The following is a 21,434-nucleotide window of genomic DNA, read 5'->3' on the forward strand; positions in this document are numbered from 1 at the left end:
AGGAGGGGTGGGATGACAAAGTCCACCAAAGAAACGACCGCGTGGACAACATTTCCCGATCCCTCTGAGCCGCAAGGTATTCCTGCCTGGGTCTCGACCGCTTACATCGAGACCTATCGTGGCTCGCACAGCGACTCGTTGGTCAGCGACGAACCGTCGGGCGGTGCCGATCCGGCCAGCCGGGCCGCCGCCACCGCCGTCGTGACTCCGGCGCTGCCGGCCGCGCATGCCCGGCTGGCGCAGCATCGGCTCGCCGGTGAGACCCGGGTTGCGGTGTATGCCGCCGACGACCCGGCTGGTTTCGGGCCGGCGCTGCAGGTGGTCACCGAGCACGGCGGCATGCTGATGGACTCGGTTGCGGTGCTGCTGCACCGGCTCGGGGTGGCCTACGTCGGGATCATGTCGCCGGTGTTCACCGTGCAGCGCGATGCGGCCGGGGAACTACGCTCGGTGGAACCGAAATACTCGAACGTGGAGCCGAGATCCGCGGACGGCTCCGCGGGGGCCGAGGCCTGGATTCATGTCCAGCTCGCACCGACGGTCAACCGCAGCACCCTTGCCGAGACCGAATGCCTGCTACCCGATGTGATGGCCGACGTCCGCCAGGTCGCCCTCGACTCCACCGCGATGCGTGACGCCCTCAACGAGCTCGCCGCCGATGTTGAGGCCAATGCACAAGGCCACTACACCGCGCCGGACCGCCATGATGTGGCCGCGCTGCTGCAGTGGCTGGCCGACGGGCACTTCGTGCTGCTGGGTTACCAGAGCGGGGTGGTGCGCGACGGGCAGGTTCACATCGAAGACGCCGCCCGGCTGGGTGTGCTGCGCCTGCGTAAGTCCTTGCGGCCCCGGCTCACCGGCAACAATCTGCTGACCCTGGCGCAGGCCACCGTGCCCAGCTACATGCGATTCAGCTCGCACACCTATGTGGTGGTGATCCGGGAGGACACCGGCGACAGCATCGTTGCGCACCGCTTCGTCGGGCTGTTCACCGCCGGCGCCATGAACGCCGACGTGTTTGAGATCCCGGTCATCTCACACACCGTCCGTCACGCCCTGGCGCTGGCGGAGAAGGAGCCCGGCCACCCCGGGCAGCTGCTGCTCGACATCATCCAAACCGTCCCGCGCTCAGAGCTTTTCGCGATCGATGCCGAGCAGTTGTTGAACATGGCGATGGCGGTGTCCGATCTGGGTGCGCGGCGCGGAACCCTGCTGTTCCTGCGCGGCGACCGGACCGGGCGCTTCGTGTCCTGCCTGGTGTACTTGCCACGCGACCGTTACACCACCCCGGTGCGGTTGCACATGGAGGACATCCTGATCCACGAGTTCGGTGGGGTAGGGCTGGAATACAGTGCCCGGGTCAGCGAAGCGCCCTGGGCGCTGCTGCATTTCATGGTCCGGATGTCCGACGATCCCGACGCCCGTTCGGCCGACACCGGCGAGGCCAACCGGGTGCGGATCCAGGCGCTGCTTGCCGAGGCCACCCGCACCTGGGGGGACCGGCTGCTCGAGACGGCGGCGCAGGACTCCATCGACGCCGAGGTGGCCGAACACTATGCCGTCGCATTCGACGAGATCTACAAGCAGGCCGTCCCTCCGGCAGAGGCGGTCGGCGACATCGCGATCATCGAGCGGCTCACCGCCGACTCGGTCAAATTGGTGTTCTCCGACTACGGCGCGGCCGACGGAAGTCAGTTGGCCTGGTTCCTCGGTGGGCACGGCGCGTCGCTGAGCCACCTGCTGCCGATGCTGCAGTGCATGGGAGTGGCAGTGCTCGAAGAGCGGCCGTTCACCGTCACCCGGTCGGACGGCCTGCAGGTGTGGATCTACAAGTTCAAGGTGTCCGCGCACCCCACCATCGAGATCCCGGCCAGCGGAGCCGAGCGCGACGACGCGCAGCAGCGGTTCGCCGACGGCGTCACCGCGATCTGGGAGGGCCGCGTCGAGCCCGACCGATTCAACGAGCTGGTGCTGCGCGCCGGACTGAACTGGCAGCAGGTGGTGGTGCTGCGCGGCTACGCCAAATACCTGCGTCAGGCCCGGTTCCCCTACAGCGAGAACCACATCGCCTCGGTGCTCAACGACTATCCGAGCATCGCGCGGGCCCTGGTGGCGCTGTTCGAGGCGCTGTTCGACCCGTCGCGCACACAGCGCAGCCGTGACGCGCAGGCGGCAGCCGCTGACGTCGCGGCGGGCATCGACGCGGTGGTGAGCCTGGACACCGACCGGGTGCTGCGGGCGTTCGCCTCCCTGATTCAAGCCACTCTACGTACCAATTACTTTGTCACCCGTGCTGATTCGGCTCGCGCACGTAACGTGCTGGCGCTCAAGCTGGATGCCGGCCTGATCGACGAGTTGCCGCTGCCCCGGCCGAAGTTCGAGATCTTCGTCTACTCACCCCGGGTCGAGGGCGTGCACCTGCGATTCGGCTTCGTATCGCGCGGCGGGCTGCGCTGGTCGGACCGCCGCGAGGACTACCGAACCGAGATCCTCGGACTGGTCAAGGCCCAAGAGGTCAAGAACGCCGTCATCGTCCCAACGGGAGCCAAGGGCGGGTTCGTGGTCAAACACCCACCGACGCCCACCGGCAACCCGATAGCCGACCGAGAGGCGGCCCGCGACGAGGGGATCGCCTGCTACACGCTGTTCATCTCCGGGCTGCTCGACGTCACCGACAACGTCGACCACGCCACCGGTGCGGTCAGCGCGCCGCTGCAGGTCGTGCGCCGGGACGGCGACGACGCCTATCTGGTGGTGGCCGCCGACAAGGGCACCGCCAGCTTCTCCGACATCGCCAACGGCGTGGCGAAGTCCTATGGCTATTGGCTGGGCGACGCGTTCGCGTCCGGCGGGTCGGTCGGCTACGACCACAAGGAGATGGGCATCACCGCCAAGGGTGCCTGGGAGTCGGTCAAGCGGCATTTCCGGGAGATGGGAATCGATACCCAGACACAGGATTTCGCCGTCGTCGGGGTCGGGGACATGAGTGGTGACGTGTTCGGCAACGGCATGCTGCGCAGCGAACACATCCGGTTGATGGCCGCCTTCGACCATCGGCACATCTTCCTCGATCCCGACCCCGATCCCGCCCGGTCCTTCGCCGAGCGTCAGCGGATGTTCGATCTGCCCCGATCCAGTTGGGACGACTACGACAAATCGCTGATCAGCGCCGGTGGTGGCGTCTACCCGCGGGACCTGAAATCCGTTCCGGTCAGCCCGCAGGTCGCCGCCGTGCTGGGCCTCGACGAGGACGTCACTGAGCTCACGCCGCCGGTGCTGATCAGGGCGATCCTGCGGGCCCCCGTCGACCTGCTGTTCAACGGCGGCATCGGCACCTACGTCAAGGCCGAGTCCGAATCCGACGCCGATGTGGGCGACCGCGCCAACGACCAGGTCCGGGTCAATGGAAACCAGGTGCGCGCCAAGGTGATCGGCGAAGGCGGGAACCTGGGCGTCACGCCACTGGGTCGCGTCGAGTTCGACCTGGCCGGCGGGCGCATCAACACCGACGCCCTGGACAACTCCGCCGGAGTCGACTGCTCCGACCACGAGGTCAACATCAAGATCCTGATCGACGCCCTGGTCACCGTCGGCAAGGTCGACGCCACCGACCGGCCGGAGCTGCTGGCGTCGATGACCGACGAGGTCAGCGCGCTGGTACTCGCCGACAACACCGCCCAGAACGATCTGATGGGCACCAGCCGGGCCAACGCCGCGAGCCTGCTGCCGGTGCACGCCGATCAGATCCGCCACCTGGTGGCCGACCGCGGCCTCAACCGTGAACTGGAGGCGCTGCCCTCGGAGAAGGAGATCGCCCGACGTGCCGAAGCCGGGCTGGGGCTGGCGTCGCCGGAGCTGGCCACCCTGATGGCGCACGTCAAGTTGACGCTGAAGGCGGCGGTGCTGGCCACCGACCTGCCGGAGCAGGACGTGTTCGCCGCCCGCCTCCCGCAGTACTTCCCGCGCGTATTGCAAGAGCGCTTCGGCCCCGAGATTCGCCAGCATCAACTGCGCCGCGAAATCGTCACCACGATGCTGATCAACGATGTGGTGGACACCGCGGGCATCACCTACGCCTTCCGGATCACCGAGGACGCGGGCGTGGAACTGATCGACGCGGTGCGGGCCTACGTTGCGACCGACGCCATCTTCGGGGTGGGCGATCTGTGGCGGCGAATCCGTGCCGCCGGTGAACAGGACGGCCTGCCGGTGGCGGTGACCGACCGGATGACGCTGGACCTGCGGCGGCTCATCGACCGGGCCGGCCGTTGGCTGCTGAACTACCGCCCGCAACCACTGGCGGTGGGCGCCGAGATCAATCGGTTCGCCGAGCAGGTCGCCGCGCTGTCACCGCGGATGTCGGAATGGCTGCGCGGCGACGACGCCGACATCGTCGCCAAGCACATCGGCGAGTTCGAGGCGCAGGGCGTGCCCCGGGCCCTGGCTTCCGACGTCGCCCTGGGCCTGTACCGCTACAGCCTGCTCGACATCATCGACGTCGCCGACATCACCGAACGCGATGCCGACGAGGTTGCGGACACCTACTTCGCACTGATGGATCGGCTCGGTACCGACGGGCTGCTGACCGCGGTCGCCCAGCTGCCACGCGACGACCGCTGGCATGCCTTGGCGCGGTTGGCGATCCGCGACGACATCTACAATTCGGTGCGGTCGCTATGCCTGGATGTGCTGGCGGTCGGGGAACCGGACGAGGACGGGATGCAGAAAATCACCGAATGGGAATCGACCAACGCCTCACGCGTGGAGCGGGCGCGGCGCACGCTGACCCAGATCTACGAATCCGACCAGCGGGATCTGGCCACCCTGTCGGTGGCGGCGCGCCAGATCCGCAGCATGACGCGAGGCGCGGCGTCGTGACTCCGGCAGGCGAATCCGCCGGGGCACCGGTGGGCTTTGTGGCAGCGGTCCCGGTGCGCTGGTCGGACATCGACATGTATCAGCACGTGAACCACGCGACCATGGTGACGATGCTCGAAGAGGCGCGGGTGCCCTTCCTGTCGCCGGCGTTCGCGGTCGACATCACCAGCGTCGGTCTGCTGATCGCCGAGGTCAAAGTCACCTACAAGGGGCAGCTGCGGCTGACGGACTCACCGCTGCAGGTGACGATGTGGGTGTCGCGGCTGCGCACGGTGGACTTCACCATCGGCTACGAGGTGCGCTCGGTGCACGCCGCCCCGGATTCCCGCCCGGCGGTGATCGCCGAGACGCAGTTGGCCACCTTCAGCATCGATGAGCAGAAGCTGGTGCGACTGTCCGCGGACCATCGCGCTTACCTGGAGAAATTCATCCGCTGAGCGCGCTGATGCCTTCCGTCAGCCCTCGATGAGCATGGCATCGAGCAGTCGTTGAATGACGATGCTCACGTCGGCACGCGCCTGCTCGGGATCGTCGGCCGTCGCGATCACCATGGCCGCTTCGTCGAGCGCGCCGATCAGAACGTGGGCCAGCGCACGGACCGGCTGGTGGGGGAGTTGCCCGGCCTTCATCGCTTCGCTGAGCAACTGCTCGGTCATGCCCAGGCTGTAGCGCTGGGCCACGTCGCGAAAACCGTCCCAACCCAGCACGGTGGGGGCATCGAGCAGGAGGAGTTGGCGCACCTCCGGATCGTTGGCGACCACCAGCCAGTTTTCCGCCGCTGCCCGTAACGCGGCGGCCGGGGTGGTTGCCGCGGAGGCGGCCACCGCCTCCCCGAGTCGCGCCATCACGTCGGCTTCCACGGATTCCACGACGGCCAGGAAAAGCGCTGCCTTGTCCGGGAATTGGTGGTACATCGCGCCCCGGGTCACGCCGGCGGACTCGGCGATCTCGGGGGTCCCCACCGCCGCGTAGCCGCGCGCGCCCCACAGTTTGCGGGCCGCGCTCATCAGGGCAGCACGGGTGGCGGCGGAACGCTCGGCTTGCGTCCGACGCTTGATTTCCGTACAGGCTGTCGGTAAGTTATCGGCAGGTTGCACGTAACTATGTTAGGAGCTTCCAATGCCCACCGTTGACATTGACGCCGGAACCATCCACTACGACACCGCCGGCCCGCAGGACGGTCGCCCGGTGCTGTTCGTCCACGGCTACGCCATGGGCGCCTCGCTGTGGGGGCCGCTGAGCTCCCGCCTGGCAGCGCGAGGTCTGCGCTGCATCGCTCCGAATTGGTCGCTGGGCGCGCATCCGGCGGCGTTGCGCACCGGCGCGGACAGAACGCTGCCGGGGATCGCCGCCATGGTCGACGCGTTCATGGGCGCGCTCGGCCTCGAGGACGTGGTGTTGGTCGGCAACGACACCGGCGGCCTGGTCAGCCAATTGGTCGCGGTCAACCACCCGGACCGGCTCGGGGCGCTGGTGCTGACCAGCTGCGATGCCTTCGAGCATTTCCCGCCGCCCATCATCAATCCGTTCATTGTGGCTGCGAAGACCGCCATCACCTTCCGTGTTGCGCTACAACCGATGCGGATGCGCGCGGTTCGTCATTACGCCTACGGGAAGTTGGCGCACCGCGATATCCATGACCTGGTGCGTGAGTGGGTCAGGCCCGCGCTGCGGGATGCCGGCGTCGCCGAGGACCTCCGCCTGCTCACCAAGTCGCTCGACCAGCAGACCTCCCTGGATGCGGGGGCGCGACTTCACGCGTTCGCCAAGCCGGCTCTGGTCGCCTGGTCAGCCGACGATCTGTTCTTTCCCGTCGAGGACGGTAGGCGTCTCGCAGATACGCTGACCAACTCCCGCTTCGAACTCATCGACGGCGCGCGCACCTACTCGATGATCGATCAGCCGGGCCGGCTGGCAGATCTGGTCGCCGAATTCGCCGGCGCCGCAACCGCTCGGCGGTGACCTGACTTCCCGATCAGACCAACCACGCGGCGGCGTTGGGCGGCAAGAGTCCCTCGGCAACTGGGGTGCTGGACAGAATCAACCGGCCCTCCGGCAGGTCCGCCGGGCTGTTCCCGGCGTTGAGCACACACACCAGTCCAGCGCGCCGAAAGACCAGCAGTCCCGGCGGTGCGTCCAGCCAATCGATCTGCGATCCCGCGAGTTCGTTTCGGCTCCTACGAATTTCGAGAGCCTGCCGGTACAGCGAGAGCGTCGAGCTGCGGTCGCTGCGTTGCCTGTCGACCGTCAGCTGTGCCCAGTCCGGCGGCATCGGCAACCAGGTGTCGGGGTTGTCGGAGAATCCGAATGCCGGCGCATCGCCGGACCAGGGCAGGGGCACCCGGCAGCCGTCGCGGCCGCGTTCGGTGTGCCCGGAGCGCTCCCACACCGGGTCCTGCAGAGCCGAATCGGGCAGTTCGACGTTGGGCAGGCCCAGCTCCTGGCCGTTATAGATGAACACCGCGCCCGGCAACGCCAACAAGACCAGGGCCATGGCCCGCGCCCGGTCCAGGCCCAAGGCCCCGCCACCGTAGCGGGTGACCGCCCGCTCGACGTCGTGATTCTCCAGCGCCCAGGTGGCGCTGGCGCCCACCAACGCCACCGCGGCCAGCGAATTGTCGATCGCACTGCGGATCTGAGTCGCATCGAAGTCGGCTTGCAACAGTCGGAAGTTGAAGGCCAGGTGCAGTTCGTCGGGCCGTAGGTACTCGGCGAACTGATGGTTGTCGTGTACCCAGATCTCACCGACGCTCACCGCGTCCGGGTAGTCGTCGAATACCCGGCGAATCGCCCGGTGAATCGGGTGGACGCCGGGCCGGTTGAATCGCGGGTCGTCGTCCTGGTGGGCCAGCAGCTTCACATCGGTGACCGGCATGTCCGGCAGGCCGGCAGGCTTGGCCATGCCGTGGGAGACATCGATGCGGAAGCCGTCCACTCCACGGTCCAGCCAGAACCGCAGGGTCCGCTCGAAGTCGGCGAAGACCTCCGGGTTGTCCCAGTTCAGATCCGGCTGTGACACATCGAACAGATGCAGATACCACTGGCCCGGGCCGTCCGGCTCGGTGACCCGCGTCCAGGCCGGGCCGCCGAAGACCGACACCCAATTGTTGGGCGGCAGCCCGCCGTCGGGTCCGCGGCCGTCACGGAAGAAGTAGCGGTCGCGCGCGGCACTGCCCGGCCTGGCGGCCAGTGCCTCGACGAACCACGGGTGCGCCGAACTGGTGTGGTTGGGCACCAGGTCCATGGTCAGCTTGATTCCCCGCTCGTGTGCGGCGGCCACCAGCCGATCCAGAGCCGCGAGGTCGCCGAAGAGCGGATCGATGTCACGCGGGTTCGCCACGTCGTAGCCGTGGTCGGCCATCGGCGACACCATCACCGGGTTGAGCCACAGCGCCTCGACCCCCAGCCACGCCAAGTAGTCCAGGTGTGCGGTCACCCCGTCCAGGTCGCCGACCCCGTCGGAGTTGCTGTCGGCGAACGAGCGGGGATACACCTGGTAGAACACACTGTCTGCCCACCACGGGGTGTGACCGGGGCGGTCGCGGATGGCCATCAGATCGGCGCGTTGACCAGGAAGTCGGCCGCCGAATGCAGGTACTGCAGCAGTTCGCCGCGGTGTGCATCGTCGAGGGTGTCGCTGTCGATCTCGTTGATGGCCGCCACCATGCAGCGCAGCCAGGCGTCGCGCTGTATGGGTCCGATCCGGTAGGGGATGTGGCGCATCCGCAACCGTGGGTGCCCGCGAAGTTCGGTGTAGGTGCGCGGTCCGCCCCAGTACTGCTCGAGGAACATCCGAAGGCGTTCCTCGGCGCCGTCCATGTCGTCGGCGGGGTACATCGGGCGCAGGATCGGATCCTGGGCGACCAGTTGATAAAACCGCGACACGATGGCGTGGAAGGTCTCCGCACCGCCGACGGCGTCATAAAACGAGGGTTCTTCTATCGGCTGCATCGCCCCCCATTGTGGGGCATCGTCGATGCCTGCCGGTGAACACACAGGAAATAGGCGTGCGACCAGCGCCGAATCATGGTGAACTGTTCGGCGGAGGTCAATGGTGCGACATCTAAACCGGCTGCAAGACCGGATATGAAACGTCGGGGCCACCGCACCCCCGGTGCCCCACCGGCGAGCCTGAGCGGGCTTGCCGCCGCCCCATGCCTGCATTCGGTCGCCACTTCGAATGCCGCGACCAACAATGAAGCCGCATCGATCTGGACCCGCCGACGGGTATTGCTGCTGAACTCCACCTTCGAGCCGTTGACGGCGCTTCCGCTGCGGCGTGCGGTGGTAATGCTGATCTGCGGTAAGGCCGACATCGTGCACGACGATCCGGCCGGCCCGGTCATCCACTCGGCGACCCGCTCGGTGCCGGTGCCGTCGGTGATCCGGCTGCGGAACTACGTGCGGGTGCCCTACCGGGCCCGGATCCCGTTGACTCGGGCTGCGCTGATGCACCGCGACCAGCACAGCTGCGCCTACTGCGGCGGCAAAGCCGACACCGTCGATCACGTGGTGCCGCGCAGCCGCGGCGGCGACCACTCCTGGGAGAACTGTGTGGCCGCCTGTTCGACCTGCAATCACCGCAAGGCGGACCGGTTGCTGGCCGAGATCGGCTGGACGCTGCGATTGGTGCCCACCTCGCCCAAGGGCCAGCATTGGCGGCTGCTGGCGGTGATCCACGATCTCGACCCGGTGTGGATGCGCTACCTCGGTGAAGGCGCTGCCTGACGCTAGCCTCGGCCGAGCCAACCGGCGATGAAGCCGGCCAGCAGCACGCCAAACCCGCCCATCTCGCCGACGATGAGCAGCACCATCGACACATGCATTCCCGCAGACGGGTGCTCGAACTGGTTGGTGGTGTCCTGTAAGGCGCCGTGCACGATGTAGCTGACGATGGCGGCCAGGAAATAGAACACGACCACCATGGCTGCCGTCAGATTCACCCAGGTCGGCCAGACGCTGAGCTCGACGAAGACCGCCAACAGCAGTGTGGCGAAGGCATACAGCAGCGCGGCACGGTGTGCGATGTCGACGTAGGGATGGGCGAGGCGCTCCGGCCGCGTGACCATCTGTCGGTACTTCCAGATGCCCAGTCCCAGGGCGAGCAGGAAGGTCAAGCCCGCTGCCAGCAGCGTTATCAGCGTGTCGGTGCCCAGTGCTCCGCCGGTCCAATCCACGATGGTGCCTCCTCAGACGTTCTGTGCGACGTTGTGCCGGTACCAGCGCCGCCCATGCCAGCGTTGGTAGTGCCACACCGCGGTGGGCAGCGTCCCGCGGCGATGCAGCCAGAAGCCGGCCGGCGGCGCGAGTCGAGCCGGCTGCCGGCCGGGCGTGATCTCGGCGAGCACGATCCCTTCGCCTTGATCGGCGCGCCGTTCCGCGATGACGGTGCCGTCCGCGGTGGCGATCAGCGTGGCACCTTCGAAGTGGCCGCGGTACCGCAGGGGCAGCCACGGCATCGCGCAGGTCAACGCACCTGCGTGGGCGGCGTGCACCACCGGAGCGCCGACATACTGGGCAAACGACGCCGCAGCCTGGCGCGCGGTGCCGGCGTTGTTGCGTTCGAGGCGGTCGAACAGGACGTGCGGCGACCAGCGTGGAATCGACCACCAGCCCGAGCCGGTCATCACCAGGTCCACCCGGCCGTGCAGTCGGCGCACCGTCTGGGTGCGCATCAACTCCCAGCACACCGCCGCCCCGACCGTGTGTTCGCCCGCCTCCAGCACGCCGTCGTCGTCCCCGTCGGTGTAGAACGCGTTCTCCCACATGGTCGGCAGATCCTTGTCGTGGCGCCCCACTACACCGTCGGGACCCGCGAGCAGATAGGCGTTGCGGACGTGGCCGTCGGTATCGCGGCACAGAAAGGACCCACCCACCAGCGCTCGGTGCCGGCGAGCCAGCGTGGTGAGCAGCTCGGTGGCCGCACCACCGGGCGGTAACGCCGCCGCCGCCAGCGCCGGTTCGAATCCGATACCGGTGGTGAAGAACTCCGGCAGGGCGATGATCCTGGCGCCGGCGCGGCCCGCCTCGTCGGCCAGCCGTTCACAGGCGGCAAGGTTGGCCGGAATGTCGCCGAGTACCGCCTCCAGTTGGACAGCTGCAGCAAGAACCATGGTCATCGCCTTTCCGGAACGACGGCACAGCCCTGGACCTCGAGCAACGCCTGGGGCAGGGACAGGCGTGCGACTCCGATCGAGGTGAGAGCCGGTCGGTGTTCTCCCACCCATGGTGCATAAACGCGCGCCAGCGCGGCCGATAGGTCGTCGATCGCGGTGCTGTAGATGGTCATGCTCACGATCTGCGTCCGATCGGAGCCGACGGAGGCAAGCATGGCATCCAACTTGTCCAGGATGAAGGTGAGCTGGCCGGTGACATCGGCCGCCGGAATGCTGATTCCCTCCGGGCCGGCCTGTGCCGCAACGATTCCCGACCAGTGCACCAGTCCTCCGGTGATCACCAGTTGCGAGAGTCCCAACGCGTCGAACATTGCCGGCGGCAGGTAGCCGACGTCGGGGGTGAGCCGCTGAATCATGGTGTGTCCTCCTTGCCTAGTTGGTTTTCGACTCGAATCGGACGGGGTCGCCCAGCCGAACCGGTCCCGTCGCCGTCACGGTGGCGTAGACCCCGGCGCATGCCAGCCGCCCGAAGTCTCCGATGACCTTGCTGTTGTGTTTGGCGATGGTTCGCAGGGTCGCCCGGTCCAGCGGCACGTCCTTGCCGTGCGCGAGCGTGGACATCACACAACGCGGCGTGCATAAGTCGACGCTGGCAGAGACCGCCGCACCGATGCTGAGCCGTCCGCCCACCCAGGCGTCTTCGACGAGGCCGGGCGCTGGGGTGTCGATGACCATCGTCGGCCGGTAGCGGCGAGGGTTGAATCTCGCGCCGGGCTCCAGCCGCTGAAAATGGTTGAGCGTCGAGGTGGTGATGAAGTGCAGCGGTGTCAGGTCGAAGAACCTATTGGCTTGCAGCGGTCCGTAGGTCAAGACCTCGTCGCCGTCGGAGTTCGTGGTGGTGTGGCTGTAGACGCCCTCCTTGGGCAGACCGGTCGCCGCATCCCAGACCAACTCGGTCTTCGCGTCGCTGGGCACCGCCGCGGCAAGGCGTACCGTGCGGCCCAGGTAGCGCGACATGGCGTCGTCGAGTTCGGTGCCGACGTTGCGGTGAGCTCTGCCGTCCGGGAAGACGACTTCCAGGGTGGGCAAGGGCTGTCCGGGCCGTGGTTCGTCGAGGTAGTAGGCCCGACAAGCCAACATGCTGCCGTACTTGCGCGGATTCTTCGCGTTGCACAGATTGCCGGTCTCGACATCGATGAAGGCGTACCGGTGATCGCCCAGACCGCCGTGCGTGTCGATGTAGGTGTGGGTGATGCTTCGGCCGCCGACCGATTTGATGGGGAAGCGGAAGATGGTCTTGATGCGGCCGACCACGCTGTCGGCGCGCAATTCGTCGTTCATGGGACTCCCACTGGCAGGACCCCTGCTGCCCGACGGCGCGCCTGCCTCGCGAAGGAAGAAGGCGTTGCCGCACGGCAGCAACGGGTGATGGTGCTATCTCCGAGGCCCGTGGGCCTCCCATGACTGCCGGGGCAGCCCTTCCTCACGCTGACTGCCAGTGCGAAGGTATGGCGTCACCATAATCGATGGCCGTTCAGCAGGCGCAAGGCAGCCCCGTCGCGTCGATGCTCGGTCGCTCACCCCGCGGCGGCGCCCCCATCGGCCCGGGTTCCCGCACCGCCCGATCAGCGGTGGGATACCGTCTACGGCGTGAGCGTGTTGGAAACCCTCGGCATCTTCATTGGCATCCCGGCGGCAATGTTCGCACTGCTGGCCGCCCGGACCCTGTCGCAGAAGGGGCCGCGCGCGGCCACCTACCAGATGTCCGATCGGTGGACACACCCGCCGATCCTGTGGTCGGCGACCGACGAGGCCATTGGCGGACACGGCCACGGCCATTCCGAGTTCAGCGTGGGGGGTGGAACCAGTGGCAACTGGTGAAGTCGTAACGATCGATCCGGCGGACCTGCCCTACGGCTTTGTGGTCACCAACAGCGGTCGGGTCTCCGGGGTTACCGAACCCGGCGAGGCGTCGACGCACTACCCGTTCCCGGTCAAGGAACTGGTGGCCCTCGATGACGCTCTGACCTACGCTTCGCGTGCCACCCACGCCCGGTTCGCCACCTACATCGGCGACCTGGGTGCTGACACCGCCGCGCGGGCCCGCGAGATTTTGGCGAAGGTGCCCACTCCGAACGACGCCGTGCTGATCGCGGTCTCGCCGGACCAGAAGGCGATCGAGGTGGTCTACGGCGCCGGCGTGGCCGACCGCATTGCCCCGGCAGCGGCACCGCAGGGTGTGGCCGCGGCAGCTGCCGCTTTCCGCGACGGCAACTTGATCGACGGTCTGGTCAGCGCGGTCCAGGTGATCAGCGCCGGCGTCACCCCGGCCTAGCGGCTGCTGTTACTGGTTCGGCGATCGTGCGGCAGGTGTTCCCAGCTCACACCGCCGACGTGTCGGGTTCCCCGGCGCACCGAGCCTGGCTGTCGAACATCGACCGGCGCGTCGTCGGCCCGCAAGCGGTGACCGAAATCGTTCGCGCGCAGGGCATCACGCGGGACACCTTCCGGTCGCTGGACGTGATGGAACAGGTCACCGACCCGGACGGTAAGAGCTTTTTCGTCATCCCCCGAACAGCCGGCGGCGACGCCGTGCGGCGCGCGGTGCTGCTGACCTACCTTCTCAATGCGGGCACCGGTTACGGTCGGCGTGGCGCGTGCAGCGACTTTCCCGAGACGCCGTACGGCGCGGCCGAGATGCGACGGATCATCGACCGTCAGCGCGCGAACCGCTGGAGCTACGCGGTGGTCCGAGGTATCTGCAATGCCGGCGGCTGCGTGGCCGCCACCCCTAACGGGGTGCTGATGGTCGTGGGCGGCAATCGGATTCACGGTTCGTTCAGCCACCGCGGCGGCACCATGTGGGGAGATCTGTTCCTGGTCAACTCCCAGCAGGTCTCCGACCCCGCCCGGCGGCTGCGCGAGATCATCGAATCGGGACGCCTCGGCCCGGGCGGACCTGACCTGGACGCGCTGTTGCATCACGAGGAGATCCACGCCCAGCAGTGGGCTGCGTTGGGGCCGGTGCGGATGCCGGCGCGCTACCTCGCCGAGGAGGCGAGGACGCGGATCTTCGGTGGTGTCAACAGTTTCGAGAAGGACGCCGGCCTGCGCGACGGGGGATACCGCTGATCAAGCGGTATCAACGGTGCGTGCCCGCAGCGACCGCTCCACTCCGGCCCGGCCCTCGGTGACCAGCCTCCGCAGCGCCGGCGGCACCGAAGGATCGGCCAGGAAAGCGTCGGCGGCGTCCAATCCCGCCTGGCTGACATCCCACCCGGGGTACAGGCCCACCACCACGGTCTGCGCCACCTCGCTGGATCGCCGTTCCCACACACCGGAGATCGCCTCGAAGTAGCGCGCGGTGAACGGCGCCAACAGCTCGCCCTGACCCGGCTGCACGATCCCGCCGATGATCGCGCGACCGGTGATGTTGGCCAACGTGTCGTCCTCGATCACCTGCAGCCAGGCCGCTTCCTTGACCGCGGCCTGCGGGCGGGCCGCTGACGCCTGGGCGCCCTGGCGTTTGCCGGCCGCGGTGGGGTCACGCTGGATCTCGGCGTCGATCGCCGCAGAGTCGAGCGCGCCGCCGCGGGCCAGCGCCACCACGATCCGCCAGCGCAGGTCGGTGTCGACGGCCAGCCCGGCCAGCCCCTGAGCGGCGGGGTCCGCGTCCAGCAGCGCGGCCAGTACCGCGGTGTGCCGGTCGGCGAGCACCGAGGTGCACAGCGCGTTGACATAGGCCAGCTGGTGATCTGAGCCGGGGTCCGCGCCGCGGGCCAACTCCAGCAGTCGATCGGCGAACGCCGGCCAACCCTGCTCGGCGGCCCAGGCCGGCTCGGCGTAGAAGCCCAGCGCGGTCTGCGCCTGCAGCAGCAGCCGCGAGGCCACGCCGACCTCGGTCTCGGCACCGATACCGCGCTGCACCAGCGCCAGGAAGTCCCGGGCACGCAGCTCGGCTTCGCGGGTCATCTCCCAGGCCGCCGACCACACCAGGGTGCGCGGCAACGGCTCGGCGATGTCGGCGATCCGCTCCGTCGCGGCGGCCAGCGACTGCGGGTCCAGCCGCAGCGCGCAGTAGGTCAGGTCATCGTCGTTGACCAGGATCAGCTTTCCGCGCGAAACCCCGACCAGCCCAGGCACTTGGGTGCTGGGCCCCTCGATGTCCAACTCCTCGCGATGCACCCGCACCAACCGGCCGGAGCCGGAGGGGTCATCGTCGTAGATGCCGATGGCCAACCGGTGCACCCGGGTCTCGCCGGCACCCGGAGCGGCGCCACTCTGCGTCACCGCGAACCGGGTGAACCGGCCGTCGCCGTCGACATCGAAGTCTGCCCGCAGCGTGTTCAGGCCGGTGGTCTTCAGCCACTGCCGGCCCCAGTCGGACAGATCCCGGCCGGACGCCTTCTCCAGCGCGGCCAACAGGTCGTCGAAGGTGGCGTTGCCAAAGGCGTGCGCGGCGAAGTAGTCGCGCAGACCGGCCAGAAAGTGGTCCAAACCGACATAGGCCACCAACTGCTTGAGCACGGATGCGCCCTTGGCGTAGGTGATCCCGTCGAAGTTGACCTCTACGGCGGCCAGGTCGGGGATGTCGGCGGCGATCGGGTGCGTCGACGGCAGCTGGTCTTGGCGGTAGGCCCACGACTTCTCCGCGTTCGCGAATGTCGTCCAGGCGCTGGTGTATTCGGTTGCCTCGCTTTGGCACAGCACCGAGGCGAATGTCGCGAACGATTCGTTGAGCCACAGGTCGTCCCACCAACGCATGGTGACCAGGTCGCCGAACCACATGTGCGCCATCTCGTGCAACACGGTCTCGGCGCGTCGCTCATAGGACGCCCGGGTCACCTTGGAGCGAAAGACATAGTCCTCCAGGAACGTCACCGCGCCGGCGTTCTCCATGGCACCGGCGTTGAACTCCGGCACGAACAGCTGGTCGTACTTGCCGAAGGCATACGGCACACCGAAATTGCTGTGGTAGAAGCCGAATCCCTGCTTGGTCTCGGTGAACAACCGCTCGGAGTCCATGTGCTCGGCCAGCGATGCCCGGCAGAACAGGCCCAGCGGGATCTCACCGTGCTCGTCGCGGTAGACGTCGTCCCAACGGGCGTACGGTCCGGCGATCAGCGCCACCAGATACGTGCTCATCTTGGGCGTGGTCTCGAAGGTGTGGACTTCGTCGTGTACGGCGGTCGTGGCTCCGTTGGAGATCACCTGCCAGTGCGACGGCGCGGTAACGGTGATGTCGAAGGTGGCCTTGAGGTCTGGTTGGTCGAAGCAGGCGAACATCCGCTTGGCGTCGGCGGTTTCGAACTGCGAGTACAGGTACACCTCGTCGTCGACCGGGTCGACGAAGCGGTGCAGACCTTCGCCGGTGTTGGAGTAGTAGCACTGCGCGTCGATCTCGACGGTGTTGTGCTCGGCCAACCCCGTCAGCACCACACCGACGGACTCGTCGTAGGCCGAGACATCCAGAGCGCGGCCGTTGAGGGTGGCACCGTGGATCGTCTCGGCGGCGATGTCGATGACGGTGTCGCTGCCGGCCAGGGCGTCGAAGGTGACGGTGGTGGTGGAGCGGAAGGTGCGCTCGCCCGGATTGCCGCTGCCATCGGTCAGGTCCAGCGCGATCCGGTAGTTGACGACGGTGACCGAAGCGGCCCGTACGGCGGCTTGGTCGCGGGTGAGGTTAGGAAGTGCCACGCCCGCCTACAGTAGCCGCCAGACCGTGCGGGCGGGCGCCGGACCGAGTTTAATGAGGCCATGCTCATTGCCGGTCTGACCTTCGCCGTGCTGGCCGCGGTGTTGCACGTCTACATCTTCGCTCTCGAGTCGCTGAGTTGGACCTCACCGCGAACTCGTGCCGTCTTCGGCACCACCGTGGCGGAGGCCGAGGCCACCAAGGAGCTGGCCTTCAACCAGGGTTTCTACAATCTGTTCCTGGCCATCGTCACGGTAGTGGGTGTCGCCGCGGTTTCGTTGGACCACAACACAGTTGGGCTTGCGCTGATCTTCGCCGGCGTCGGGTCCATGCTGGCTGCGGCGCTGGTTCTGGTGACGTCGTCGCCCGACAAGGCCCGCGCGGCCGTCGTCCAGGGTGCTTTCCCGGCGGTTGCGGTTGTGCTGCTGGCCCTGAGCCTGTAACCGCGCGGTGGGCATAGATGTGTCCGGTGACGCGTTAGACGTTCTACACGTGTTCGTTGTTGGCTGAGAGGATCGCCCATGCCCGTGAAATCGCACGCTGCGCTCTGGTTCGACCCGCTGTGCCCGTGGTGCTGGATCACCTCGCGGTGGATCCTGGAGGTCGAGAAGGTCCGTGACATCGACGTCACCTTCCACGTGATGAGTCTGGCTGTCCTCAACGAGGGGCGCGACGATCTTCCCGAGCAGTACCGCGAAGGCCTCAAGCACGCGTGGGGTCCGGTGCGGGTGGCGATCGCCGCCGAACAGTTGCGCGGCAACGAGATTCTGCGTCCGTTGTACACCGCGATGGGAACCCGGATCCACAACCAGAACAACAAGGACTTCCCCGACGTCATCGCCGGGGCGCTGGCCGAGGTGGGTCTGCCGGCTGAACTGGCCGACGCCGCCACCAGCGACGCCTACGACGAGGCGCTGCGCGCGAGCCACCACGCCGGCATGGACGCCGTCGGCAAGGACGTCGGGACCCCGACCATCCATGTCAACGGGGTGGCGTTCTTCGGGCCGGTGTTGTCCCGCATTCCCCGCGGCGAGCAGGCGGGGGAGCTGTGGGACGCGTCGGTGACCTTCGCGTCCTACCCGCACTTCTGGGAGCTCAAGCGCAGCCGCAGCGAGGCGCCGGAGTTCGACTGACGGCTGGCGGGGGAGCAGACCGGGTCTGAGACAATGGCGCCATGCGCGTCTATCTCGGCTGCGACCACGCCGGTTACGAACTCAAAGAAACGATCGTCGAGCACCTGAAGAAGGCCGGCCATGAGCCGGTCGACTGCGGGGCCTTCAGTTACGACGCCGAGGACGACTACCCGGCGTTCTGCATCGCGGCGGCGGCCTGCACGGTGGCCGACCCCGAGAGCCTGGGGATCGTGATCGGTGGGTCCGGCAACGGCGAGCAGATCGCGGCCAACAAGGTGCCCGGCGCGCGCTGTGCGCTGGCGTGGAGCACCGAGACCGCGCAGCTGGCCCGGGAGCACAACAACGCCCAGCTGATCGGCATCGGCGGCCGGATGCACACCACCGCCGAAGCGCTCGCGATCGTCGACGCGTTCCTGAGCACGCCGTGGTCACAGGCCGAACGGCACCAGCGGCGCATCGACATCCTGGCTGCCTACGAGCGCAACCACGAGGCACCTGCGGTGCCCGGCGCGCCCGCCTGACCCGAGCGCAGATTGGCCTGACATGCCGGAGGGGCACATCCTGCACCGGCTGGCCCGGCTGCATCAGCGCCGCTTCGCAAGCGCGCCGGTAGCGGTGTCCAGTCCGCAGGGCCGCTTCGAATCCGGTGCCGCCCTAGTCGACGGGCAGCCGCTGCTGCGGGCCGAGGCGTGGGGCAAGCATCTGTTCCACCACTACGCGCGCGGGCCGATCGTGCACGTGCACCTGGGGATCTATGGCCAGTTCACCGAGTTCGACCTGGCCGACGGTGGCCTGCCCGAACCGGTCGGCCAGGTCCGGATGCGCATGGTGGGCGCCGCCTACGGCACCGATCTGCGCGGCCCGGCGGCATGCGAAGTCGTAGACCAGGCCCAAGTCGCCGATGTGCTCGCGCGACTGGGGCCCGACCCGCTGCGCGGCGACGCCGATCCATCGCTGGCCTTCAAGAGAATTGCGAAGTCCCGCAAAACTATTGCTGCGCTGCTGATGGACCAGTCGGTGCTGGCCGGGGTCGGCAACGTCTACCGCAGCGAGGTGCTGTTCCGGCACCGGATCGACCCCTACCGGCCCGGCGTTCAGATAGGCGAAGCCGACTTCGCCGCGATCTGGGCTGACTTGGTGGCGCTGATGAAGGTCGGCCTGCGGCGCGGCAGCATCGTCGTCGTCCGGCCCGAGGACGACCACGGCGCCCCGGCGTACGCGGCCGGCAAGCCGCGCACTTACGTTTACCGCCGTGCCGGTGACCCGTGCCGGGTGTGCGGAACTGCCGTGCGCACCGCTGAACTAGAGGGCCGCAATGTGTTCTGGTGTCCTTCCTGTCAGTCCTGATGTCCGGGCCGGGCAGTCAGCTCCCAGTGAAAGCCCATGATTTTCAATCGGTTTGAGCGTTTCTGCGGCAGCTAGTCCGGCTATACCCGAACGCATGGAATCGCTCAGCAGGATCTCCGCTGCCACCTGTGCCCTTGCCGCGGGCACCGGGCTGATCGGCCTCGGTGTCGCCGCTCAAGCTCGCGCCCTGCCGGCGCCGACGCCCGTCTACCACTGGTGTCCCGGCCAGACCTGGGACTCGACGTGGGGCATGAACTGGGAAAAGAACGAATGCCACGATGATCACCACCGCGATCGCGACGGCAATGACCACAGTCGCGACTTCCATGGCGAGCAGCGCGGCCCCGGAGGCGTCGACCAACATGGCCCACAAGGACCCCACCCGCAGGGGCCCGGTGGGCCCCAACACCCCGGTGACTACACCCATCCGGGTAGCCCCGGACAGCCCGGTTCGGGCCCACGCTGATCCCGGCCGCGGGCCGCGGCTCAGTCGTCGTACACCGTCTCGCGGCGGGGCCGAAGCGCCACCCCGAGCGCCCGGTAGATCTCGTTGGACAACACCACGCTGCGCGGGTCGGCATTGGCCTGGGTGTGGTCGAACCGGTTCATCACATAGCCGTAGCCGATCCGGTGCTCCAGATCGGCGAACGCGAACGATCCGCCCAGGCCGCCATGGCCGAAGATCCGCCGGTTGGGCCCGTTGACCCCCTGGGCGTTGAGCATGTAGCCCATGCCCCAGCCATGTTCGGCGACTCGGGGGCCGAGCACCAGATCGGTCTCGGTGCCGCCCTGCAGCACGCGCAGGCGGTCCATCGTTGCCCGGCTGAGCAGCTTCTCCTGCACCAGTGCGTTGTAGAAGGTGGCCATGCCCAGGGCGGAGACCTGGGCGTTGGTTCCGGGGAACTCCAGTTGACGCCAGAGCGTCAGGTCGTTGGTGGCGATCTCGTCGTCGGGGGCGAACCCCATCGCGACCGCCAGTCCCGCCTTGGGGTGGTCGTCCAACGATGTCGGGCGTTTCGGCGCGCCGGCCGAGGACAACATCTCCCGGATCGTGGGCTTGCCCACCGGATCGGCGCAGCGGTACGGCTGCTGGTCGGCGGGCACCCCGATGTGCACCTCCGCGCCGAGCGGGCCGGCCACCTCGGTGCGCAGGTACTGGCTCACGGTCAATCCGGTCACCCGCCGGACGACTTCGCCGATGATGAAACCGTAGGTCGTCATGTGATAGCCCTGCGCGGTTCCCGGACGCCACCACGGTTCGGCGGCGGCCAGCCGCTGGCAGACCAGGTCCCAGTCGGTGACGTCGCGCCAGTGCATCGGTTCGCGCGGGCCGATCGCCCCCGAACGGTGCGCCAGCACCATCGCCAGGGAGATGTCGCCCTTGCCGGCCTGGCCGAACTCCGGCCAGTAGTGGGCCACCGGGATCCGCAGGTCCAGTTCGCCGGCTTCGGCGAGCCGGTGAACGCAGGTGCTGGTCAGGCCTTTGCTGCCGGACAGCACGGTGCTCAGGGTGTCTTCCTGCCAAGGACGCTGGCCCTCGACGTCGACGGAGCCGGCCCACAGATTGACCACGAGTTCGCCGTCGACATAGGCGGCGACGGCCGCGCCGAGTTCGTCGCGCTCGGTGAAGTTGCGTTCGAACTCGTGCCGCACCTTCTCAAAGCGCGGGGAGCACGTCCCATGGATTTGGACGTGCCGTGTGCCGCCCATGGCGTGCCTTCCTGCTAGGGAATATCCCCTTACGCGGGGGCGACGGGGCGATCGAACCCGCGTAGCTTGCTTGGAAGGATAAGTCCGCGGCGTCGCGTGAGTACAGCAGCCCCGGCACCCGGTCCGGCGGCGCCGGTGACCTGGCGCTGGTTATGACGGGAGACCGTTGCGGGAGTCCGTCGAACCGCAGGTCGACGGACTCCACGCTGGGCCTTGCAGAGCGGGCGACGGGAATCGAACCCGCGTAGCTAGTTTGGAAGACTAGGGCTCTACCATTGAGCTACGCCCGCATGAATAGCTAGAGCGAGACTGTACCGGCGTGGCGGACCCGAAATCCAATTGCCCCGTCGCGGTGCCTTCGTGGGGCGTTGGCAGCAGGTCATTGTGATCACCGATATGCCGGGCCGTAGGATCGCCTGGTCAGTGCGGGGTGTAGCGCAGCTTGGTAGCGCATCCGCTTTGGGAGCGGAAGGCCGCAGGTTCAAATCCTGTCACCCCGACCAGCAGCGCGCGCCGCACCGGCACGACCGACCACGTCAACGATATCGAGGAGTA

At 67.7% G+C, this 21,434-nt stretch carries 20 protein-coding genes, 2 tRNA genes and 1 pseudogene; 13 read left to right on the top strand and 10 right to left on the bottom strand.

Annotated features, from left to right (window positions below):
• Positions 1–12 precede the first annotated feature (12 nt).
• Both ACKY0W_RS07315 and ACKY0W_RS07320 read left to right on the top strand, forming a co-directional pair.
• A complete protein-coding gene (locus ACKY0W_RS07315; RefSeq protein WP_409437008.1) occupies positions 13–4,878 on the top strand; it encodes an NAD-glutamate dehydrogenase in 4,866 nt (1,621 codons plus the stop codon).
• Between the two features lie 29 nt (positions 4,879–4,907).
• Positions 4,908–5,315 carry an acyl-CoA thioesterase gene (locus ACKY0W_RS07320; protein WP_406758630.1) on the top strand — a complete coding sequence of 136 codons (408 nt, stop codon included), beginning with the start codon at positions 4,908–4,910 and terminating at the stop codon, positions 5,313–5,315.
• An 18-nt stretch (positions 5,316–5,333) separates the two neighbouring features.
• Here the strand turns inward: ACKY0W_RS07320 and ACKY0W_RS07325 are convergent, their stop codons facing one another.
• A complete protein-coding gene (locus ACKY0W_RS07325; RefSeq protein WP_409437680.1) occupies positions 5,334–5,885 on the bottom strand; it encodes a helix-turn-helix domain-containing protein in 552 nt (183 codons plus the stop codon).
• A gap of 112 nt (positions 5,886–5,997) precedes the next feature.
• Here ACKY0W_RS07325 and ACKY0W_RS07330 point away from each other — a divergent pair, with 112 nt between their 5' ends.
• Positions 5,998–6,840: an alpha/beta fold hydrolase gene (locus ACKY0W_RS07330; protein ID WP_409437009.1), complete on the top strand. Its 843-nt coding sequence runs from the start codon at positions 5,998–6,000 to the stop codon at positions 6,838–6,840.
• Between the two features lie 13 nt (positions 6,841–6,853).
• On the opposite strand, the gene ACKY0W_RS07335 is transcribed toward ACKY0W_RS07330, so the two are convergent.
• Positions 6,854–8,431 carry an alpha-amylase family glycosyl hydrolase gene (locus ACKY0W_RS07335; protein ID WP_409437010.1) on the bottom strand — a complete coding sequence of 526 codons (1,578 nt, stop codon included), beginning with the start codon at positions 8,429–8,431 and terminating at the stop codon, positions 6,854–6,856.
• On the bottom strand, positions 8,431–8,829 hold the full coding sequence (locus ACKY0W_RS07340; protein ID WP_409437011.1) for a globin: 399 nt from the start codon (positions 8,827–8,829) through the stop codon (positions 8,431–8,433). Before ACKY0W_RS07340 ends, ACKY0W_RS07335 begins: the two co-directional genes overlap by 1 nt.
• A 135-nt stretch (positions 8,830–8,964) precedes the next feature.
• On the opposite strand from ACKY0W_RS07340, the gene ACKY0W_RS07345 reads away from it, so the two are divergent.
• On the top strand, positions 8,965–9,606 hold the full coding sequence (locus tag ACKY0W_RS07345) for an HNH endonuclease (protein WP_406758483.1): 642 nt from the start codon (positions 8,965–8,967) through the stop codon (positions 9,604–9,606).
• A 2-nt stretch (positions 9,607–9,608) separates the two neighbouring features.
• On the opposite strand, the gene ACKY0W_RS07350 is transcribed toward ACKY0W_RS07345, so the two are convergent.
• Genes ACKY0W_RS07350 through ACKY0W_RS07365 form a run of 4 tightly spaced genes read right to left on the bottom strand, consistent with a single transcriptional unit; the run spans position 9,609 to position 12,335 of the window.
• A complete protein-coding gene (locus ACKY0W_RS07350) occupies positions 9,609–10,034 on the bottom strand; it encodes a hypothetical protein (protein ID WP_409437681.1) in 426 nt (141 codons plus the stop codon).
• Positions 10,035–10,067: 33 nt separating this feature from the next.
• On the bottom strand, positions 10,068–10,991 hold the full coding sequence (locus tag ACKY0W_RS07355; protein WP_409437012.1) for a carbon-nitrogen hydrolase family protein: 924 nt from the start codon (positions 10,989–10,991) through the stop codon (positions 10,068–10,070).
• Positions 10,992–10,993: 2 nt separating this feature from the next.
• Entirely contained in the window at positions 10,994–11,410 is a 417-nt protein-coding gene (locus ACKY0W_RS07360) for a RidA family protein (RefSeq protein ID WP_409437013.1), read from the bottom strand.
• Positions 11,411–11,426: 16 nt separating this feature from the next.
• Positions 11,427–12,335 carry an MOSC N-terminal beta barrel domain-containing protein gene (locus ACKY0W_RS07365; RefSeq protein ID WP_409437014.1) on the bottom strand — a complete coding sequence of 303 codons (909 nt, stop codon included), beginning with the start codon at positions 12,333–12,335 and terminating at the stop codon, positions 11,427–11,429.
• Between the two features lie 357 nt (positions 12,336–12,692).
• Between ACKY0W_RS07365 and ACKY0W_RS07370 the strand changes: the two genes are divergently transcribed.
• From ACKY0W_RS07370 to ACKY0W_RS07380, 3 genes are read left to right on the top strand one after another with little or no spacing between them, the layout of a single operon-like run.
• Positions 12,693–12,875 (top strand): hypothetical protein, encoded by a 183-nt coding sequence (locus ACKY0W_RS07370; protein WP_409437682.1) that lies wholly within the window; start codon positions 12,693–12,695, stop codon positions 12,873–12,875.
• Positions 12,862–13,329 (top strand): DUF5130 domain-containing protein, encoded by a 468-nt coding sequence (locus ACKY0W_RS07375; protein WP_409437015.1) that lies wholly within the window; start codon positions 12,862–12,864, stop codon positions 13,327–13,329. Before ACKY0W_RS07370 ends, ACKY0W_RS07375 begins: the two co-directional genes overlap by 14 nt.
• Before the next feature lie 35 nt (positions 13,330–13,364).
• Positions 13,365–14,126: a hypothetical protein gene (locus ACKY0W_RS07380; protein ID WP_409437016.1), complete on the top strand. Its 762-nt coding sequence runs from the start codon at positions 13,365–13,367 to the stop codon at positions 14,124–14,126.
• Here the strand turns inward: ACKY0W_RS07380 and pepN are convergent, their stop codons facing one another.
• Complete coding sequence (pepN, locus tag ACKY0W_RS07385) at positions 14,127–16,691, bottom strand: aminopeptidase N (protein WP_409437017.1); 2,565 nt, start codon at positions 16,689–16,691, stop codon at positions 14,127–14,129.
• Positions 16,692–16,751: 60 nt separating this feature from the next.
• Here pepN and ACKY0W_RS07390 point away from each other — a divergent pair, with 60 nt between their 5' ends.
• The 5 genes and pseudogenes from ACKY0W_RS07390 to ACKY0W_RS07410 all read left to right on the top strand — a co-directional run.
• Positions 16,752–17,132 carry a DUF1304 domain-containing protein gene (locus tag ACKY0W_RS07390; protein WP_406758490.1) on the top strand — a complete coding sequence of 127 codons (381 nt, stop codon included), beginning with the start codon at positions 16,752–16,754 and terminating at the stop codon, positions 17,130–17,132.
• Between the two features lie 78 nt (positions 17,133–17,210).
• Positions 17,211–17,822 (top strand): DsbA family protein, encoded by a 612-nt coding sequence (locus ACKY0W_RS07395; protein ID WP_406758491.1) that lies wholly within the window; start codon positions 17,211–17,213, stop codon positions 17,820–17,822.
• 41 nt (positions 17,823–17,863) lie between these two features.
• The gene (locus ACKY0W_RS07400) at positions 17,864–18,343 is read left to right on the top strand and encodes a ribose-5-phosphate isomerase (protein WP_409437018.1); all 480 of its coding nucleotides are present in this window, start codon (positions 17,864–17,866) and stop codon (positions 18,341–18,343) included.
• A gap of 22 nt (positions 18,344–18,365) precedes the next feature.
• The gene (locus tag ACKY0W_RS07405) at positions 18,366–19,169 is read left to right on the top strand and encodes an Fpg/Nei family DNA glycosylase (protein WP_409437019.1); all 804 of its coding nucleotides are present in this window, start codon (positions 18,366–18,368) and stop codon (positions 19,167–19,169) included.
• A 94-nt stretch (positions 19,170–19,263) separates the two neighbouring features.
• Positions 19,264–19,506: pseudogene (locus tag ACKY0W_RS07410) on the top strand (hypothetical protein); the annotation flags it as partial.
• A 149-nt stretch (positions 19,507–19,655) separates the two neighbouring features.
• On the opposite strand, the gene ACKY0W_RS07415 reads toward ACKY0W_RS07410, so the two are convergent.
• Together ACKY0W_RS07415 and ACKY0W_RS07420 are read right to left on the bottom strand one after the other, a co-directional pair.
• Positions 19,656–20,879 carry a serine hydrolase domain-containing protein gene (locus tag ACKY0W_RS07415; RefSeq protein WP_406758496.1) on the bottom strand — a complete coding sequence of 408 codons (1,224 nt, stop codon included), beginning with the start codon at positions 20,877–20,879 and terminating at the stop codon, positions 19,656–19,658.
• A 219-nt stretch (positions 20,880–21,098) separates the two neighbouring features.
• Positions 21,099–21,169, bottom strand: a tRNA-Gly gene (locus ACKY0W_RS07420).
• 136 nt (positions 21,170–21,305) lie between these two features.
• On the opposite strand from ACKY0W_RS07420, the gene ACKY0W_RS07425 reads away from it, so the two are divergent.
• Positions 21,306–21,382 (top strand) — tRNA-Pro (locus ACKY0W_RS07425).
• Positions 21,383–21,434 lie beyond the last annotated feature (52 nt).

Origin of the sequence: Mycobacterium sp. SMC-14 (assembly GCF_046250075.1) — a bacterium.
Lineage (GTDB): Bacteria > Actinomycetota > Actinomycetes > Mycobacteriales > Mycobacteriaceae > Mycobacterium.

Coding starts and splice junctions, on each gene's coding strand:
- ACKY0W_RS07400 (WP_409437018.1), top strand. CDS start 17,864: ATGCGCGTCTATCTCGGCTGCGACCACGCCGGTTACGAACTCAAAGAA.
- ACKY0W_RS07315 (WP_409437008.1), top strand. CDS start 13: ATGACAAAGTCCACCAAAGAAACGACCGCGTGGACAACATTTCCCGAT.
- ACKY0W_RS07415 (WP_406758496.1), bottom strand. CDS start 20,879: ATGGGCGGCACACGGCACGTCCAAATCCATGGGACGTGCTCCCCGCGC.
- ACKY0W_RS07365 (WP_409437014.1), bottom strand. CDS start 12,335: ATGAACGACGAATTGCGCGCCGACAGCGTGGTCGGCCGCATCAAGACC.
- ACKY0W_RS07335 (WP_409437010.1), bottom strand. CDS start 8,431: ATGGCCATCCGCGACCGCCCCGGTCACACCCCGTGGTGGGCAGACAGT.
- ACKY0W_RS07330 (WP_409437009.1), top strand. CDS start 5,998: ATGCCCACCGTTGACATTGACGCCGGAACCATCCACTACGACACCGCC.
- ACKY0W_RS07390 (WP_406758490.1), top strand. CDS start 16,752: ATGCTCATTGCCGGTCTGACCTTCGCCGTGCTGGCCGCGGTGTTGCAC.
- ACKY0W_RS07360 (WP_409437013.1), bottom strand. CDS start 11,410: ATGATTCAGCGGCTCACCCCCGACGTCGGCTACCTGCCGCCGGCAATG.
- ACKY0W_RS07345 (WP_406758483.1), top strand. CDS start 8,965: ATGAAACGTCGGGGCCACCGCACCCCCGGTGCCCCACCGGCGAGCCTG.
- ACKY0W_RS07355 (WP_409437012.1), bottom strand. CDS start 10,991: ATGGTTCTTGCTGCAGCTGTCCAACTGGAGGCGGTACTCGGCGACATT.
- ACKY0W_RS07370 (WP_409437682.1), top strand. CDS start 12,693: ATGTTCGCACTGCTGGCCGCCCGGACCCTGTCGCAGAAGGGGCCGCGC.
- ACKY0W_RS07340 (WP_409437011.1), bottom strand. CDS start 8,829: ATGCAGCCGATAGAAGAACCCTCGTTTTATGACGCCGTCGGCGGTGCG.
- ACKY0W_RS07325 (WP_409437680.1), bottom strand. CDS start 5,885: ATGAGCGCGGCCCGCAAACTGTGGGGCGCGCGCGGCTACGCGGCGGTG.
- ACKY0W_RS07405 (WP_409437019.1), top strand. CDS start 18,366: ATGCCGGAGGGGCACATCCTGCACCGGCTGGCCCGGCTGCATCAGCGC.
- ACKY0W_RS07395 (WP_406758491.1), top strand. CDS start 17,211: ATGCCCGTGAAATCGCACGCTGCGCTCTGGTTCGACCCGCTGTGCCCG.